15 protein-coding genes are annotated in these 17,722 nt (G+C 63.8%); 13 read left to right on the top strand and 2 right to left on the bottom strand.

What is annotated here, in order from left to right; translation table 11 throughout:
• Positions 1-90 precede the first annotated feature (90 nt).
• The 8 genes from P0D87_RS01085 to P0D87_RS01050 all read left to right on the top strand — a co-directional run bounded on the left by P0D87_RS01085 (position 91) and on the right by P0D87_RS01050 (position 8,090).
• Positions 91-831 carry a 3-ketoacyl-ACP reductase gene (locus tag P0D87_RS01085; protein ID WP_006048884.1) on the top strand — a complete coding sequence of 247 codons (741 nt, stop codon included), beginning with the start codon at positions 91-93 and terminating at the stop codon, positions 829-831.
• A 127-nt stretch (positions 832-958) separates the two neighbouring features.
• Positions 959-1,570 (top strand): polyhydroxyalkanoate synthesis repressor PhaR, encoded by a 612-nt coding sequence (gene phaR, locus P0D87_RS01080; RefSeq protein ID WP_006048885.1) that lies wholly within the window; start codon positions 959-961, stop codon positions 1,568-1,570.
• A 267-nt stretch (positions 1,571-1,837) separates the two neighbouring features.
• Complete coding sequence (gene rimO, locus P0D87_RS01075) at positions 1,838-3,229, top strand: 30S ribosomal protein S12 methylthiotransferase RimO (RefSeq protein WP_053858032.1); 1,392 nt, start codon at positions 1,838-1,840, stop codon at positions 3,227-3,229.
• 3 nt (positions 3,230-3,232) lie between these two features.
• Positions 3,233-4,168, top strand: a complete 936-nt coding sequence (locus P0D87_RS01070; RefSeq protein WP_053858033.1) for a sugar kinase — start codon at positions 3,233-3,235, stop codon at positions 4,166-4,168.
• A 70-nt stretch (positions 4,169-4,238) separates the two neighbouring features.
• Positions 4,239-5,423: a beta-ketothiolase BktB gene (gene bktB, locus P0D87_RS01065; RefSeq protein WP_053859018.1), complete on the top strand. Its 1,185-nt coding sequence runs from the start codon at positions 4,239-4,241 to the stop codon at positions 5,421-5,423.
• Between the two features lie 59 nt (positions 5,424-5,482).
• The gene (locus P0D87_RS01060; RefSeq protein WP_053858034.1) at positions 5,483-6,115 is read left to right on the top strand and encodes a hypothetical protein; all 633 of its coding nucleotides are present in this window, start codon (positions 5,483-5,485) and stop codon (positions 6,113-6,115) included.
• A gap of 126 nt (positions 6,116-6,241) precedes the next feature.
• The gene (locus P0D87_RS01055) at positions 6,242-7,426 is read left to right on the top strand and encodes a cystathionine beta-lyase (protein WP_053858035.1); all 1,185 of its coding nucleotides are present in this window, start codon (positions 6,242-6,244) and stop codon (positions 7,424-7,426) included.
• Positions 7,427-7,649: 223 nt separating this feature from the next.
• Positions 7,650-8,090: a hypothetical protein gene (locus P0D87_RS01050; protein ID WP_321175800.1), complete on the top strand. Its 441-nt coding sequence runs from the start codon at positions 7,650-7,652 to the stop codon at positions 8,088-8,090.
• Between the two features lie 227 nt (positions 8,091-8,317).
• Here the strand turns inward: P0D87_RS01050 and serB are convergent, their stop codons facing one another.
• Positions 8,318-9,163 carry a phosphoserine phosphatase SerB gene (serB, locus tag P0D87_RS01045; protein WP_053858037.1) on the bottom strand — a complete coding sequence of 282 codons (846 nt, stop codon included), beginning with the start codon at positions 9,161-9,163 and terminating at the stop codon, positions 8,318-8,320.
• Positions 9,164-9,616: 453 nt separating this feature from the next.
• Here serB and P0D87_RS01040 point away from each other — a divergent pair, with 453 nt between their 5' ends.
• The 4 genes from P0D87_RS01040 (at position 9,617) to P0D87_RS01025 (ending at position 15,407) form a co-directional block, all read left to right on the top strand.
• Positions 9,617-10,846 (top strand): cytochrome P450, encoded by a 1,230-nt coding sequence (locus tag P0D87_RS01040; protein WP_053858038.1) that lies wholly within the window; start codon positions 9,617-9,619, stop codon positions 10,844-10,846.
• 161 nt (positions 10,847-11,007) lie between these two features.
• Entirely contained in the window at positions 11,008-12,015 is a 1,008-nt protein-coding gene (ku, locus tag P0D87_RS01035; protein WP_053858039.1) for a non-homologous end joining protein Ku, read from the top strand.
• A gap of 9 nt (positions 12,016-12,024) precedes the next feature.
• Entirely contained in the window at positions 12,025-14,823 is a 2,799-nt protein-coding gene (gene ligD, locus P0D87_RS01030; protein WP_408636709.1) for a DNA ligase D, read from the top strand.
• A 281-nt stretch (positions 14,824-15,104) separates the two neighbouring features.
• Complete coding sequence (locus tag P0D87_RS01025; RefSeq protein WP_029968318.1) at positions 15,105-15,407, top strand: hypothetical protein; 303 nt, start codon at positions 15,105-15,107, stop codon at positions 15,405-15,407.
• A 19-nt stretch (positions 15,408-15,426) separates the two neighbouring features.
• On the opposite strand, the gene P0D87_RS01020 is transcribed toward P0D87_RS01025, so the two are convergent.
• Positions 15,427-16,392, bottom strand: a complete 966-nt coding sequence (locus P0D87_RS01020) for a LysR family transcriptional regulator (RefSeq protein ID WP_053858041.1) — start codon at positions 16,390-16,392, stop codon at positions 15,427-15,429.
• Positions 16,393-16,552: 160 nt separating this feature from the next.
• Between P0D87_RS01020 and P0D87_RS01015 the strand changes: the two genes are divergently transcribed.
• Positions 16,553-17,569, top strand: a complete 1,017-nt coding sequence (locus P0D87_RS01015) for a zinc-binding alcohol dehydrogenase family protein (protein ID WP_053858042.1) — start codon at positions 16,553-16,555, stop codon at positions 17,567-17,569.
• The last annotated feature ends 153 nt before the right edge of the window (positions 17,570-17,722 follow it).

Here is a 17,722-nt window from a genome sequence, read left to right as displayed (position 1 = left end):
CGGCAGTGTGGACAAAGCATCAGGCGAGGGTAGAGGTAGCCGGCTGGGGCAGCCGGCCGGCGCCTCAAGAACGACAACGGAGTCTAGGTTATGACACAGCGAATTGCGTATGTAACGGGCGGAATGGGCGGCATCGGCACGAGCATTTGCCAGCGCCTGCACAAGGAAGGCTACAGGGTCGTCGCGGGCTGCGGCCCGAATTCGCCGCGCCGCGTGAAATGGCTCGAAGAGCAGAAGGCGCTCGGCTTCGACTTCGTCGCATCCGAAGGCAACGTCGGCGACTGGGAATCGACCAAGGCCGCGTTCGACAAGGTCAAGGCCGAAGTCGGCGAGATCGACGTGCTGGTGAACAACGCGGGCATCACGCGCGACGTCGTGTTCCGCAAGATGACGCACGAAGACTGGACCGCGGTGATCGATACCAACCTGACCAGTCTCTTCAACGTCACCAAGCAGGTGATCGACGGGATGGTGGAGCGCGGCTTTGGGCGCATCATCAATATTTCGTCGGTGAACGGGCAGAAAGGGCAGTTCGGCCAGACCAACTACTCGACCGCGAAGGCCGGCATTCACGGCTTCACGATGTCGCTCGCGCAGGAAGTGGCCACCAAGGGCGTGACGGTCAACACCGTGTCGCCTGGCTACATCGGCACGGACATGGTCAAGGCGATCCGCCCCGACGTGCTCGAAAAGATCGTTGCGACGATTCCGGTGCGCCGCCTCGGCCGGCCGGATGAAATCGGCTCGATCGTCGCGTGGCTCGCGTCCGAAGAATCGGGTTTTTCCACGGGTGCCGATTTCTCGCTGAACGGCGGTTTGCATATGGGCTGAGCAAGCGGCGCGCCGCTCACGAGGCAGCGCGCCCCGCTCGGATGGTTCCGGCGGCGTCCCGTTGCGCAACGGCCCGATTGCGCAGCCGGCACGCCGTCCGCGCTTTACTTGCGCTCAAAGGCGTTACATGACTACTACTACAAAGAAAGCAGCCGAACGACTGATCAAGAAATATCCGAATCGGCGGCTTTACGATACCGAGACAAGCACGTACATCACGCTGACGGACGTCAAGCAACTCGTGCTGGACCAGGAGGATTTCAAGGTTATCGATGCGAAGAGCAACGAGGACCTGACGCGCGCGATCCTGCTGCAAATCATTCTCGAAGAGGAGAGCGGCGGGCTGCCGATGTTCTCGTCGTCGATGCTGTCGCAGATCATCCGTTTCTACGGCCATGCGATGCAGGGCATGATGGGCACGTATCTGGAGAAGAACATCCAGGCGTTCATCGACATTCAGGCGAAGCTCGCCGACCAGTCGAAGAACCTGTACGAAGGCAAGGCGATGAACCCGGAGGTCTGGTCGCAATTCATGAACATGCAGGCGCCGATGATGCAAGGCATGATGACCAGCTACATCGAGCAGTCGAAAAACATGTTCGTGCAGATGCAGGAGCAGATGCAGAACCAGGCGAAGTCGATGTTCGCGACGTTCCCGTTCACGCCGGGCGGCGCGAACTCCGCGGCACCGTCTGCTACCGCCACTCCGCAGGCGAATCCGGAGCCGGAGAAGAAGTGACGTAGGGTTGTGTCGGCGCTCGCGCTCGTTGCGGACGGCGGGTAAGCGAGCGGCTCAGGCGCGGGCTCGGGTCCGAACGCGTGCCCCGACGTGTGCCCCGACGTGTGCCCAATGCGCGCGGTACAATAGCGGGTTGCGTGCGCGGGGCGCTGAATCTTCAGCAGTCGGGGACATGGGTTTCTGAGCCGCCTGTCCTTGCCACACCGCTTGCCGCACCATCCCCGATCCCCATTGTCGCCACGTCACCGCTATCCGCCGGATTCACCTATGTCGCAAACCACTTCTTCCGCCTCGCCGACGCCTTCCAGTCCGAAGGTAGGGTTCGTTAGCCTCGGCTGCCCAAAAGCTTTAGTCGATTCCGAGCAGATCATCACGCAGCTGCGCGCCGAAGGCTACGAGATTTCGGGCACCTATGACGGCGCGGACCTCGTGGTCGTCAATACCTGCGGTTTCATCGACGAAGCGGTGCAGGAAAGCCTCGACGCGATCGGCGAGGCGCTGAACGAAAACGGCAAGGTGATCGTGACCGGCTGCCTCGGCGCGAAGAAGAGCGCGAGCGGCTCGGGCCTCATCGAAGAAGTGCATCCGAAAGTGCTGGCCGTGACCGGCCCGCATGCGGTCGGCGAAGTGATGCAGCACGTTCACATGCATCTGCCCAAGCCGCACGATCCGTTTGTCGATCTCGTGCCGCCCGCGGGCGTCAAGCTCACGCCGCGCCATTACGCGTACCTCAAAATTTCCGAAGGCTGCAATCATCGCTGCACCTTCTGCATCATTCCGTCGATGCGCGGCGACCTCGTGTCGCGTCCGGTCGCCGAAGTGATGCTGGAAGCCGAGAATCTGTTCAAGTCCGGCGTGAAGGAACTGCTCGTCATTTCGCAGGACACGAGCGCCTACGGCGTCGACGTCAAATATCGCACCGGGTTCTGGAACGGCAAGCCGATCAAGACGCGCATGACCGATCTCGTCGGCGCGCTCGGCGAACTGGCCGCGCAATACGGCGCGTGGGTGCGTCTGCATTACGTGTATCCGTACCCGAGCGTCGACGAAGTCATTCCGATGATGGCGTCGGGCCCGTACAAGGGCCACGTGCTGCCGTATCTCGACGTGCCGTTCCAGCACGCGCATCCCGAAGTGCTCAAGCGCATGAAGCGCCCGGCCAACGCCGAGAAGGTGATGGAGCGCGTGAAGGCGTGGCGCGAGATGTGTCCGGACCTCACGATCCGCAGCACGTTTATCGCGGGCTTTCCCGGCGAAACCGAGGAGCAGTTCCAGACGCTGCTCGACTTCATCCGCGAAGCCGAACTGGATCGCGTGGGCTGCTTCGCGTATTCGCCGGTCGAAGGCGCAACGGCGAACGAGCTCGACGGCGCGTTGCCGGACGAAGTTCGCGAAGAGCGTCGCGCGCGCTTCATGGAAGTGGCCGAACAAGTGTCGGCCAAACGGATCGCGAAGAAGGTCGGCAAGACGCTGAAAGTGCTCGTCGACGAAATCAACGCCGACGGCGGCATTGGCCGCACGGCCGCGGATGCGCCGGAGATCGACGGCGTCGTGTATATCGCGCCGGCCGCGAAGGCGTCGAAGCGTTACAAGGTCGGCGACTTCGTGTCGGTGAAAATCACCGGCGCGGACGGTCACGACCTGTGGGGCGAGGTCTGAACGATGACGGTGAACACGCCCGCTAACCCGGACATCCTCGCGCTCGGCGAGGCGATGATCGAGTTCAACCAGTCGGCGAAAGGCGAGCCGAAGTATCTGCAAGGCTTCGGCGGCGATACGTCGAACTTCTGCATCGCGGCAGCGCGGCAAGGTGCGCGGACGGGCTTCGTGTCCGCGGTCGGCGCCGATCATTTCGGACGGCTGCTGATCGACCTGTGGGAACGCGAGAATGTGGACACGGCGCAGGTGCGCGTCGATCCGCAGGCGTCGACCGGCGTGTATTTCGTATCGCACGGTCCGGACGGCCACGCGTTCGACTATCTGCGCGCGGGCTCGGCGGCGAGCCGCTATGCGCCGCATGACCTGCCGCTCGACGCGATTGCCGCGGCCAAGGTCATCCATCTGTCGGGCATCAGTCTCGCGATCAGCCTGTCCGCATGCGATGCCGCGCTCGAGGCGATCGCGCATGCTCGCGCCAACGGCGTGCGCGTGAGCTTCGACACGAATCTGCGCCTCAAGCTGTGGCCACTGAACCGCGCGCGCGCCGTGATGCTCGAAGCGATCCGGCAAACCGACATCTGCCTGCCGAGCTGGGACGACGTCACCGAGCTGACCGGTTTGACGGGCCGCGACGAGATCGTCGACTTTCTGCTGTCGCACGGTCCGCGAGTGGTGGCGCTGAAGCTCGGCAAGGACGGCTCGTATATCGCGACGCCGGATGAACGGCGCGTCGTGCCGGGCCACGTCGTCAATGCGGTCGATGCAACCGGCGCGGGCGATTGCTTCGGCGGCGCGTTTATCGCGCGCCTCGTCGAGGGCGATGATCCATTCGAAGCCGCGCGTTATGCGAACGTTGCGGCGGCGCTGTCCACGCAAGGCTATGGCGCGGTCGCGCCGGTTCCTTCGCGCGCGGCGGTCGAAGAGATTCTGGCGGGCTGAGCGTCGTAAAGTCGCGATGCCGGTCACGCCGCAGCAAAACTATCGGCAGAGACTGAAAGAGGAGCGAACGATGCAACGGGACGTAGTGGTGGTGAGCGGTGTGCGTACGGCAATCGGCGGTTTCGGCGGCAGTCTGAAGGATATTGCGCCGACCGAACTCGGCGCGCGCGTCGTGCGCGAGGCGCTGCTGCGCGCCAACGTGTCCGGCGACGAAGTCGGGCACGTCGTGTTCGGCAATGTCGTGCATACCGAACCGAAAGACATGTATCTTGCGCGCGTGGCCGCGATCAACGGCGGCGTCGCGCAGCACACGCCCGCGCTCACCGTCAACCGCCTGTGCGGCTCGGGCTTGCAGGCCATCGTCTCGGCCGCGCAGAGCGTGCTGCTCGGCGACGCCGACATCGCGATCGGCGGCGGCGCGGAGAACATGAGCCGCGCGCCTTACTCGATGCCCGCCGCGCGCTTCGGTCAGCGCATGGGCGACGCGCGGCTCGTCGACATGATGGTCGGCGCGCTCAACGATCCGTTCCAGTCGATCCATATGGGCGTGACCGCGGAAAACGTCGCGCGCAAATACGAAATTTCGCGCGAGGCGCAAGACGCGCTCGCACTAGAATCGCATCGCCGCGCGGCGCACGCGATCACGAACGGCTACTTCAAGGAACAGATCCTGCCGATCACGTTGGCGTCGAAGAAAGGCGACGTCATATTCGACACCGACGAACACGCGCGCATGAACGCATCGGCGGAAGACTTTTCGAAGCTCAAGCCCGTGTTCGCGAAGGAAAACGGCACGGTGACGGCGGGCAATGCGTCGGGCATCAACGACGCGGCCGCGGCCGTCGTGCTGATGGAGCGCGGCGTCGCCGAGCAGCGCGGCATCAAGCCGTTGGCGCGGCTCGTGTCGTACGCGCATGCGGGTGTCGATCCGGCTTATATGGGCATCGGTCCGGTGCCCGCGACGCGTAAGGCGCTCGAGCGCGCCGGCCTGACGGTCGCCGACCTCGACGTGATCGAGGCCAACGAGGCGTTCGCCGCGCAAGCCTGCGCGGTCAGCAAGGAACTGCGCTTCGATCCGGCCAAGGTCAACCCGAACGGCTCGGGCATTTCGCTCGGTCATCCGATCGGCGCGACCGGCGCGCTGATCACCGTGAAGGCGCTGTACGAACTGCAGCGCATCGGCGGGCGCTACGCGCTCGTGACGATGTGCATCGGCGGCGGGCAGGGCATCGCGGCGGTCTTCGAGCGGATCTGAGTTTTACGAACGGTGTCGCGAAAGGCGCACGAACTGTATCAAGCAATGAGGATCGACGGATGCGGGAAGTGAAATCGGTGGAAGGCGCGGTACGCCGGCGCGGCTGGGCGGCGACGAGTGTTGCCGCATTGCTCTCGGTGAGCGCGGTGGCCTGGTTTCCGGGCGCGGCCTGCGCGCAGAGCGACGCAGTCAAGGAACTTGCCGCACCGCCGCCGATCCAGTTGCCGCTCAAGCCGAGCCCCGAATTCGCGAAATTGCCGCGCTACAGCGGCACGCTCGGCTCGCGGCCAATCGTGCTGCGCCTAGGCCCGAAAGCCGACGACCCGGCGGGCGTCCACGGCGAATACCAGTTCGCGGATACCGGCGAAGTGATCCTGATCGCGGGGGATCGTGACGGCGACACGCTCGAAGTCGAGGAGTCGAACGACGGCACGCACATCACAGGGAACTGGGTCGGCAAGTTCGCCGCCGACGGTTCGCTGGCCGGCGAGCGGATGAACGTCGACGATTCCGACCCGCAGCCGTTCGATCTGAAGCCGCTGGCGGCGGGGCAAGCGGTGCCGGCCGCGGGGAAGCCGGGTAATGTGACTGCGCCTGCTGCAACCGCACCTTCGTTGCCGGCTCAATCCGCACCCGCAACCGGCGCCGGTCATCCGGTGGGCGGCGTCAGCAATCTCCAAACCGGCGAGTAATCGCGCCACGGCGCGAGCCTCGCGGCCCTTGCGCCCGCCGCGGCGAAAATCCGCCGACTCGTCTACTCTTGCGTGAACGGCGCGGCATTGTCCGCTCGTCGCATTGTCTTTTTCATCGAATTCGCCATGACCCAATCAAAACTCAAGCGGGCTTTGCAAACCCGCATCGTGCAAGCCGAAGACCAACTCACGCCGGGCTTCGAGTCTTTCTCCGTGCCGGTGACGCGTGCATCGACGGTCGTATTTCCCGATCTCGCGACGATGCGCGCGCTCGACTGGAAAAACGACGCGCAGTGGCGCTACGGCCTGCATGCGACGCCCACGTCGTTAGCGCTCGCGCAGCGCCTTGCCGCCATCGAGGGCGGCAATCACGCGCTGTTGCAGCCGTCGGGCTTGTCGTCGATTTCGAACGTGTACTTCGGGCTTGTGAAGTCGGGCGACGACGTGCTGATTCCCGATAACGTCTACTCGCCGAATCGCGATCACGCCGACTGGCTCGCGCGCGATTTCGGCGTGACGGCGCGCTACTACGATCCGATGATCGGCGCGGGAATCGCCGACCTGATCCAGCCGAACACGCGGCTCATCTGGCTCGAAGCGCCCGGCTCGGTGACGATGGAAGTGTCCGACGTGCCCGCGATCACGGCCGCGGCCCGCGCGCGCAACGTCGTCACGGCGATCGACAACACGTGGTCCGCCGGCCTCGCTTTCCGGCCGTTCGATCACGGCGTGGATATTTCGGTGCAGGCGCTGACCAAGTACCAATCGGGCGGCGGCGACGTGCTGATGGGCGCGACCATTACCGTCGATCGCGAGTTGCATCTGAAGCTGAAGTCGGCGCGCATGCGCATGGGCCTCGGCGTATCGTCGGATGACTGCTCGCTGATTCTGCGCAGCCTGCCGACCATGCAGGTACGCTTTCAGCAGCACGACCGCTCGGCGCTCGCGCTCGCGCAGTGGCTGAAGACGCGGCCGGAGATTGCCGCGGTGCTGCATCCCGCCATCGCCGACTGTCCAGGCCATGAATTTTACGAACGCGACTTCACGGGCGCGGGCGGACTGTTTTCCGTCGTGTTCGACGCCCGCTATAGTGCGGCGCAAATCGACACGTTCTGCGAGTCGCTGGAGCTCTTTGCCATCGGCTGGAGTTGGGGCGGGGCGCATAGCCTCGTGATGCCATACGACATCGCATCGATGCGGACTGAGGCGCAGTGGCCGCATCGCGGCACGCTGGTCCGGTTCTATATCGGCCTTGAGGAAGAGGCGGATCTGCGTGCGGACATCGAGCAGTGTTTGGCGGCGCTCGCGTGAAGCTTAGGCAAACCTGATGTGAATTTTCCGCGCCGCGACGACGCAATGTTGCAGCGACACAAGCCCACTGGACTTCGGTTTTCAGTGGGCTTTTTTCTTATGCTTTGCCTCACGAACTAGCCGTTTGGCTGAATAGCCGCGGCAGTGCGCAAACGCTACGATCGTGCGTATCCGACTTCACTGCCGAGCACGACCGCGAGCTTCGATGAACCTATTCTTCTGGATGTTGCTGAACCTCGGCGTGCCGATCGTCGGCCCTGTCTTCACGCTGGCGCTCGTCGCGCCGGCACATGGCTGGACGGTGGCGAAAGAATTGATTGCCGACTCGATCAAGGACGGACAACTGTTCTGGTGTGCGATCGGTCTGTGCGCTGCCGGAGTGTATGAGCTGGTGACGGCGTTGGAACAAGGCAGCGCTGCTGCGCCGATTCTGGAGTCGGGGATTGTCGCTTTTTGCCTGCTCGCGTTTGCGTGTTCTATTGTGGTGATGACGTGTCTTTTGAGCGCTTACTACGACCGTATAGCGACGGTCGTCAGTTACCATCGCAGCCGAGCCGGCGGCGGGAATTTCTCCCCAATGGCAATCGGCTTTTCGATCGTACTGACGTGTATCACGGCTGTTCTGTTCGTCATCCTACATATCCTGCTCGTGCCGATTTATTAGATAGCAGTGCCTTTATACTGCCCCTCTCAGGGAGGCGCTTATGAACAAACTAGTCACGTTCCTCGCATCGGAGGAGAATCACAGGCGAATTTTGAAGTGGGCTGCGATGCTCGTGGCCCTTGACGTGAGCTTCATCTCGGTCGTCTTGCTGCTCGAGTTTATGAAAAGATAAGCTCTGTCGGCTGCGCCGCCAGGCGCAGCTATCGCGGCCTGACGTCACGCATCCATCACGCTTCAAACAACCGCAACAACCCGTCGAGCCCCACGTAGTTGAACGCCACGCTGGCCGCTTCGCGTACTACCGGCTTCGCACGGAACGCGACCGAAAGTCCGGCTTCCGCCATCATCTTCAGGTCGTTTGAACCGTCGCCCATTGCAATCGCGCGCGACGGCTCCATGTTCAGTTGCGCACAGGTCTCGCGCAGCGTGCGCGCTTTGACATCGGCATTGACGATTTCGCCGAGCACTTTGCCGGTCAGCTTGCCGTCGACGATCTCGAGCGTATTGGCGCGCGTGAAGTCGAGTCCAAGCCGCGCCTTCAGCTTCTCGGTGAAGAAGTTGAAACCGCCCGAGACGAGCAGCGTTTTCAGCCCGGCTTCTTTTGCGCCTGCCAGCATCCGCTCGGCGCCTGGCGAGAGTTGCAGGCGTTCTTCGTACACGCGTTCGAGCGCGCTCGCGTCGAGGCCCTTCAGAAGCGCCACGCGGCGCGTCAGGCTTTCGTTGAAGTCCTTGATTTCGCCGCGCATCGAGGCTTCGGTGATCGCCGCCACTTCCGCTTTCAGGCCGCAGAAATCGGCGATCTCATCGATACATTCGATCGTGATCAGCGTCGAATCCATGTCCATTGCCACGAGCCCGAAGTCGCGCAAGCGGCGGCCGCTTTCGACAAACGCGTAGTCCAGCCGATGCGTGCCGCAATAGACGTCGAGGTCGGGGCGCTGCGCGACGTCGGCGTCGGCAATGCGAATCGCGGTCGCATCGATGACGGTCGCGTGCGTGCCGCGTGCGAGCGCGACGAGCGTCTTGTGGTGATCGGCGGAAAGAGGCGTGGGGCTTTGGATGACGAGGTTCATGAACGACGCATTGACGCGGGAAGTGATGCAGGAAAGGGCGAGCGCGAAGGGGGCGCGGAAAATGCCGCTATTGTAACGGCTCGGGGGCTAGGGGGCCGTCCTAGTGCTTTGCTGCCGCCAGCGAGCGCCTCTCAGCGCGTGAAACGCAAACCGGGCATTGGCGGCAGTGCAATCCACGTCCGCCCGGTTCATACTTACGCATCAAACCACGCTCACTGCTTACTGCCATCGCACGCTGAAGCCGCCGCGAGATTTGGCGTGAAGTTCAAACGGACTTCATGCACTGAAGTGCCGCGAAGCAGTGGCAACGCACAGCCAATGTACAGGCAAAGCACACGCAAAACGCAAAACGCAGCGAGCGCCCGACCAAAACACGCCCCGCAACACACGAGCACAGAAACACACGAGCACAGAAACACACGAGCACAGAAACACACAACAAGGAGACAACGCATGTCCACGGCGACCGCCGACGCAGCCACCCTCGCGCGCAACTTCGATCTGCGCCACCTGAGCCCCGAGTTCTATGCGGACCCATACCCGGTCTACCACGCGCTGCGCGCTCACGAACCCGTCAAGCGCATGCCGGACGGCTCGCTCTTTCTCACGCGCTTTCGCGACGTGCAGGCGGTGTACCGCGACCCGAAAACCTTCAGTTCGGACAAGACCGTCGAATTCCGTCCGAAGTACGGCGACTCGCCGCTCTACACGCATCACACCACGAGTCTCGTATTCAACGATCCGCCGCGCCATACGCGGGTGCGCAAGCTGATCGCCGGCGCGTTGACCGCGCGAGCGATTGCGGCAATGGAGCCGGGTCTGGTCCAACTCGTCGACGGTTTGCTGGACGCCGCTGCCGAGCGCGGACGCATCGACCTGATCGGCGACTTCGCGTCGGCGATTCCGGTGGAGATCATCGGCAATCTGCTCGACGTGCCGCATGCCGAACGCGCCCCGTTGCGCGACTGGTCGCTCGCGATTCTCGGCGCGCTCGAACCGTCGCTCACCGACGCGCAGTTCGAGCGCGGCAACCGTGCCGTCAGCGAATTCGTCGATTATCTGCGCGGCCTGGTCGCGCGGCGCCGACGCGAGCCGGGCGATCCGCAGCACGATGTGCTGACGCGGCTGATTCAGGGCGAGGCCGGCGGCGAGCAATTGTCGGAAGAAGAACTGCTGCAAAACTGCATCTTCATACTGAATGCAGGCCATGAAACCACCACCAATCTGATCGGCAACGGGCTCGTTACGCTGACCGAATGGCCGGACCAACGCGCGGCCTTGCTCGCCGAACCGTCGTTGATCGAATCGGCTATCGAGGAATGCCTGCGCTACGAGAGCTCGAACCAGCTCGGCAACCGCATGACGACTGTCGATACCGAAATCGGCGGCCAGCCGGTCGCGCGCGGCACGCCGGTCACGTTGTGCATCGGCGCGGCGAATCGCGATCCCGAGCAGTTCGCCGAGCCCGACCGCTTCGACATCCGCCGCGAGCCGAACCGGCATCTTGCTTTTGGCTTTGGCATCCATCAATGCGCGGGGCTTTCGCTCGCACGGCTCGAAGCGCGGATCGCCATCGGACGTTTCGTTCGACGTTTTCCGTCGTATCAGCTCGATGGCGAGCCCACGCGCGGCGGACGCGTGCGTTTTCGCGGCTTCGCGGAAGTACCGTTGTTGTGTCGATAGAAGGCGAGGCAGCAATACGCGGGACTCCGTAGTTCTTGCCGCCATCATGCAAGAGTTACAGCACGGCGCGCGCCGATGACGGCGCGCCCGCGCCGTGCGTCGGCAGAGCGCCGTGGCATGCTTGCTGCTTCTCCTAGATTCCAGGCCCAGGGGAGCGCACGATGGCACACATGATCTGGAAAGGCGCGATCAGCTTCGGCCTTGTCCACGTACCGGTGCAGTTATATCCGGCCACGAAATCGGAAAAGGTCGGCTTCAATCTGCTCGACAAGCGCACGATCGATCCGGTCGGCTACAAGCAGATCAACAAGCGCACCGGCAAGGACGTGACGCGCGATAACATCGTGCGCGGCTTCGAGTACGAGAAGGACAAGTACGTCGTCCTGAGCGACGAGGAAATCCGCGCGGCCAATCCCGAGTCGACGCAGACCGTGGATATCCTCGCGTTCGTCGACGCCCCGGACATCTCGTTTCTCTATCTCGACACGCCTTACTTCCTGACGCCCGATCGCAAAGGCGAAAAAGTCTATGCGCTGCTGCGTGAGGCGATGAAATCATCGGGCAAGGTCGGCGTCGCAAGCGTCGTGCTGCACAACAAGCAGCATCTCGCGGCGCTGATTCCGGTCGGGCCCGTGCTCGCTTTGAACACGCTGCGCTGGGCCGACGAGGTCCGCGATTTCGACGAATTCAAGTTGCCCGCCGAAGGCGCCAAGGCCGCCGGCGTGAGCGCGCGCGAGCTCGACATGGCGCAGAAACTGATCGACGACATGAGCGACACGTGGGACCCGTCGAAATATCACGACACGTTCCGCGACGACATCATGGCGCTCGTCGAGCGCAAGGTCCGCGAGGGCAAGACCGAGGAAATCACCGACATCGAAGCGCCGCGCGAATCGCGTCAATCGGCGGATATTCTCGATTTGTCCGATCTGCTCAAACGTAGCCTAGGACGCGGTAAGAGCAAGCCCGCGTCGGGCTCGCGCAAGCGTGCCGCCGACGATGAAGCCGCCGACGAAAACTCGGAGGCGGAAGAAGACAGCGGCTCGACGGCAGCGCCTAAAAAGTCACGCTCGACGCGCACGTCTCGCGCCAGCACGAGCGGCGGCAAGACCGGCCGCGCCGCCGCGAAGTCGACGACGGCTTCGCGCAAACGCCGCGCGGCGGCATGACGACACTCCATGAACGACAGACTCGACCTCTATAACCGCAAGCGCCGCTTCGACGAAACGCCGGAGCCCGCGGGCACCGCCGCGAAAAAGCGCGGCAGCCGCGGCGCCACCCGGCCGACAGTCGAACAGGGCCTCTCCTACGTGATCCAGGAACACCACGCACGGCGTCTGCACTATGACTTCCGGCTCGAACTGAACGGCGCGCTGCTGTCGTGGGCCGTGCCGAAAGGGCCGAGCCTCGATCCGTCAGTGAAGCGCCTCGCCGTGCATGTCGAAGACCATCCGGTCGAATACGGGACGTTCGAAGGCGAGATTCCGCCGGGCAATTACGGCGCGGGCACAGTCATCGTATGGGACCGCGGCACGTGGGAACCTGTCGGCGGCCCGGCCGAAGCGGCGCGCGCGTATCGCGCGGGCAAGCTCAAGTTCCATCTGCACGGCGACAAGCTGCACGGCGGCTGGACGCTCGTGCGCAGCCACATGCGCGGCGACGCGGACAAGGAACAGTGGCTCCTCATCAAGGAACGCGACGACGAGGCGCGCGACGAAAGCGAATACGACAGTCTCGCCGAACGGCCCGGCAGCGTGCTGAGCGGCGCCGCGCCGTCTGCGGGGAAGGGAAAAGCCGGCAAGCAGAGCGCCGGCAAAACCAGAACCGCCTCGGTGCGCGGCGATCCGAAGCGCCCCGACATCGTCGCGACACGCAGCAGCGAGTCGCTGCGCGAACTCGCCGCATCGCCCGCGATAGAAGGCGCGGTGAAGGCCAAACTGCCTGCATCGCTGAAGCCTCAACTGGCGACGCTCGTCGACGCGACGCCGCCCGGCGACGACTGGACATACGAAATCAAGTTCGACGGCTATCGCGTGCTGGCCCGCATCGACGCAAGCGAGAAAAGCCGCGGCGTGCAGGTCTTCACGCGCGCGGGCAACGACTGGACCGCGAAATTCAGCAAGCAGGTGAAGGCGTTCGCGCAACTGGGCCTCGACAGCGCGTGGCTCGACGGCGAAGCCGTGGTGCTCGACGAAAACGGCGTGCCGAGTTTCCAGGCGCTGCAAAACGCGTTCGATTCGAACCGTCCGCAAGACATCGTCGTCTATCTGTTCGACGTGCCGTTTTTGAACGGCTACGACTTGCGCGGCGTGCCGCTGCAACAGCGCCGCGCGATTTTGCGCGCGCTGCTGGAGCCCGTCGACGACAGCGTGCTGCGTTTTTCGAACGACTTCGAGTTCAGCGCCGACGATCTGCTGAAAAGCGCGTGCGACATGGCGCTCGAGGGCATCATCGGCAAGCGGCGCGACAGCGGCTATGTGTCCGGCCGCTCGGCCACGTGGATCAAGCTGAAGTGCCGTCGGCGGCAGGAGTTCGTGATCGGCGGCTATTCGGAACCGTCGGGCAGCCGTGCGGCGTTCGGTGCGCTGCTGCTCGGCGTGCACGACAGCAAGGGCAAACTGCAGTATGCGGGGCGCGTGGGCACCGGTTTCGACGCCGCGTTGCTGCGCTCGGTGAAGAAGGAACTCGACGCGCACGAAACGAAGCGCATGCCGTTCGCGAGCACACCGCGCGAGCGCAGCCGCACGCCCGTACATTGGGTCGAGCCGGTGCTCGTCGCGGAATGCAATTTCGCCGAATGGACGAGCGACGGCATCGTGCGTCAGGCGTCGTTCGTGAGTCTGCGCAAGGACAAGCCGGCGCGCCAGATCGTCAAGGAAGCACCACGCAAGGGGGACGACGTGCAACAGCAAACCGACATCGAGGCCGAGGTCGCGCCGAAAAAGCGTGCGGCGCGCGGCGAGGCCAACAAAACCGCCACCAAATCCGCCAGCAAAGTGGCCACGAAAACCGCGAGCAAAGTAGCCACCAAATCCGCCACCCAAAACTCAGCCGAACCCACCGCACCGCGAGCCAAAAAATCCTCGCCCGCCGAAGTCGCCGGCGTCCGCATCTCGCATCCCGACCGCGTCATCGACAAGAGCACCGGCGCGCGCAAGATCGACCTCGTGCAGTACTACGAATCCGTCGCGCAATGGATGCTGCCGCATCTCATCGACCGACCCGTGTCGCTCGTGCGCGCGCCGGAGGACATCGGCGGCGAGCTGTTTTTTCAGAAGCACACGCAGAAGCTGTCGATTCCAAACATCACGCAGCATCCCGGGCTCGATCCGGGTCATCCTCCGCTGATCACCGTCGATAGCGCGAAGGCGCTCGTCGGCGCCGCGCAAATGGGCACGATCGAATTTCACACATGGAACGGCGTGGCGTCGAACATCGAAAAGCCCGACCGTGTGGTGTTCGATCTCGACCCGGACCCGTCACTCGGCTGGGACCGGATGATCGAGGCCGCGATGTTGACGCGCTCGCTGCTCGAGGAACTCGGCCTCACGTCGTTCTGCAAGACGAGCGGCGGCAAAGGTCTTCACGTGGTCGTGCCGCTCTCGAAACACGCGGGCTGGGACGAGGTGAAGGAGTTCTCGCAGGCCGTCGCGCAACACATGGCGAGCACGCTGCCCAAGTACTTCAGCGCGAAGATGGGCGCGCAGAATCGCAAGCAGAAGATTTTCGTCGACTATCTGCGCAATAACCGCGGCTCGAGTACCGTCGCCGCGTTTTCGGTGCGGGCGCGTCCCGGCCTCGGCGTTTCGGTTCCGCTTGCTTGGGACGAAGTCGCGCAAACGACGGGCGGCGACCAGTGGAATATCGAGAACCTGCACGAGCGCCTCGACGAACTGAAGGGAGACCCGTGGGCCGATTATGCAAAGACGCGGCAACGCATTACGGCGGCGATGAGGAAGCGTCTGAGCGGTGCGTAGGTGAGGGTGGCTGCGGCTCGCTGGGCGTGGAGTATTGGCCTATGTAGCCTATGTAGTCTACGTGGCGTATGTCACGTTGTGATGTATGTGGCGGAAATCGCGTGCGTGACGTTGGCGGCATACGTGCCATACGCGGCGTACATGCCATATGCGGCGTACTTGGCACATGCGGCGGCACGTCGTCACCACGTCACAACACGTCCTCGCACACATAGCACATCGTGACATATCGCCTCTGCCGCATTCCTTCAGGCACCTCAAACGCAAAAAAGGAGCCCACTATGAAGAGCACACCGCAATCGTCCGACGGAGACAAGCAAGCCGATCCGCATGCACCGAAGAATCCTCAGTCGCTGGAGGAAGCCGCCGCGCCGCTACCGCATGAGAACGACCAGAATGCCGAATCGCAGAACGACGAAGATCCGCGGCGCGTCGGCAAGCAGGCACATCAGGACGTCGAACGCGGTCTGCAGGACACGGACCGCCGCGGTGGCGGCGAATATCAGGAAAAGACGCAAAACGACGCGCACGCCGACACCAATTCGGACGACAGATCGCCCGGCGCGGGCACCGGCAAACGCTGATTCGCGCGAGCGACGCTAGCTAGTCCGGCTCGACGTCCCAATAGGGCGGATCGCCGAAATGAGCGGCGAGAAAGTCGATGAACGCAACTGTCTTCGGCGGTACGAATGCGCGGCTCGGATACACGGCCCAGATCGCCACCTGCTCGGCGAGCGGATAATTTTCGAGCACGCTGACCAGTTCGCCGCTGCGCAAAAGCGACGCGACGTCCCACGTCGATTTCAGCGCGATGCCGAAGCCGGCGAGCAGCGCATCGCGGATCACTTCGCCGTTGTCGCTGACGATGCGCCCGCTCACGCGCACGTCGAGCCGTCCGGCCGGCGTGTGGAAGGCCCAGTCGCGCTGGTCCGACAGGATGATGCACTCGTGCTGCGCGAGATCCGACGGATGATGCGGCGTGCCGCGCTCTTCGAGGTAGGAAGGCGCCGCGCACAACACGCGCCGGTTGACCGCGAGCCGGCGCGCCACCAGCGACGAATCCTTCAGTGCGCCAATCCGGATCGCGATGTCGATACCCGCATCGACGAGATCGATCACCTGATCGGTCAGCCGCAGATCGACGCTCACGCCCGGATAACGGCGCAGGAATTCGCTGATGACCGGCGACACGTGCTGCCGCCCGAACGACGACGGCATCGACACGCGCAAGCGGCCTTGCGGCTCCACCTGGCCGCGTCCCACCGACGCGCGCGCGGCCGCCGCCGCGTCGAGCAGCGCTTCGGCGCGCGTCATGAACACTTCGCCGTCCTGCGTGAGACTGATGCGGCGCGTGGTCCGATGCAGCAGCCGCGCGCCGAGCAGCTTTTCCAGTTGCGCGATGCGCGAACTCGCGACCGCCGCCGACAACCCGAACTCGCGTCCGGCCGCCGACACGTTGGCGAGCAGCGCGGCCCGTACGAACAGGGCGACGTCGAGCAGATCGAGGCGCTCGCGCTCGCCGGCAGCGGGGCGCGCATCACGCGATTGTGGAGCGGCAGCAAGGTCCATTCTTCGGAAAATCAAAAAGATGTTTCAGCGATTATGCCGCTTTTGTCGCAGTAAGAGGCGCCTTACGATCACGTCCATGGATCGACGGTTGTACTCGTCACACGCGAACGCCGCCGGTCCTCGTCCTGTAACTCTGACTTGAACAAACCAAGGAGTCTGTATGAAAGCCGTCGGCCTCTACCGCTATCTGCCCATCGACCACGAAGAAGCGTTGATCGACGTCGAGATTGCGCAACCGCAAGCCACCGGACGCGACCTGCTGGTGAAAGTCGAAGCCATCTCCGTCAATCCCGTGGACACGAAAGTGCGCGCGCCGAAGGACACCGTCGAGAAGGAGCCGCGCGTGCTCGGCTGGGACGCCGCCGGCACCGTGGTCGCGGTCGGCCCGGAGGCGACGCTTTTCAAGGTCGGCGACCCGGTCTTCTATGCGGGCAGCATCACGCGGCCGGGCGCGAACAGCGAGTTTCATCTCGTCGATGAGCGGATTGTCGGACGCAAGCCGGCATCGCTCGATTTCACGCATGCCGCCGCATTGCCGTTGACCGCGATCACCGCGTGGGAAGCGTTGTTCGATCGCCTCGGCGTCTCGCCGCAGGGCGCGCACGAAGGCCGCACGGTGCTGATTTTCGGCGGCGCGGGCGGCGTCGGATCGATCGGCATTCAATTGGCCAAGCAGCTCGGCAAGCTCAAGGTGATTGCGACGGCGTCGCGCCCCGAGTCGGCGAAATGGGCGAGCGAGCTGGGCGCGGATCATATCGTCGATCACTTCGGCGACATGCCGGCGCAACTGAAAAAGCTCGGCATCGAGCAGGTTGACTACGTGCTGCTCTTCAACGACACCGACGCGAATTTCCCCGCCGCTGCCGAGCTCGTCAAGCCGCAAGGCGGCATTTGCACGATCGTCGAGAACAGCAAGCCGGTGCCGGTCGAACTGCTGAAGGCGAAGAGCGCCGCGTTTCACTGGGAGTTCATGTTCACGCGCTCGATGTTCGGCACGCCCGACATGATCGAACAGCACAAGCTGCTGACGGAGGTGGCGCGTCTCGTCGATGCCGGAACGTTGCGCACGACGGTCGGCCAGCACCTGGGCGCGATCAACGCGGCCAATCTGCGTCGCGCGCATCGCCTGCTCGAGGAAGGGCGCGCGATCGGGAAGCTGGTGCTGAGCGGGTTTTGATGCGTGCGTTGTGACGCGGCTTTAGACGAACTGCTCGTGATGAGGGGCTTTTAACGCGGCTTTCGATCAGCGGCTTGTGACAAGTGGCTGCTGACGCGGCTTCGATAAGCAGCTTCTCACGCGGCTTTTCATGAGCGGCTTGCGACGTGCGGC

The sequence above is a fragment of the Paraburkholderia sp. RL17-368-BIF-A genome (genome assembly GCF_046054045.1).
GTDB lineage: Bacteria > Pseudomonadota > Gammaproteobacteria > Burkholderiales > Burkholderiaceae > Paraburkholderia > Paraburkholderia graminis.
This window is presented reverse-complemented; position numbering and strand designations above follow the sequence as displayed.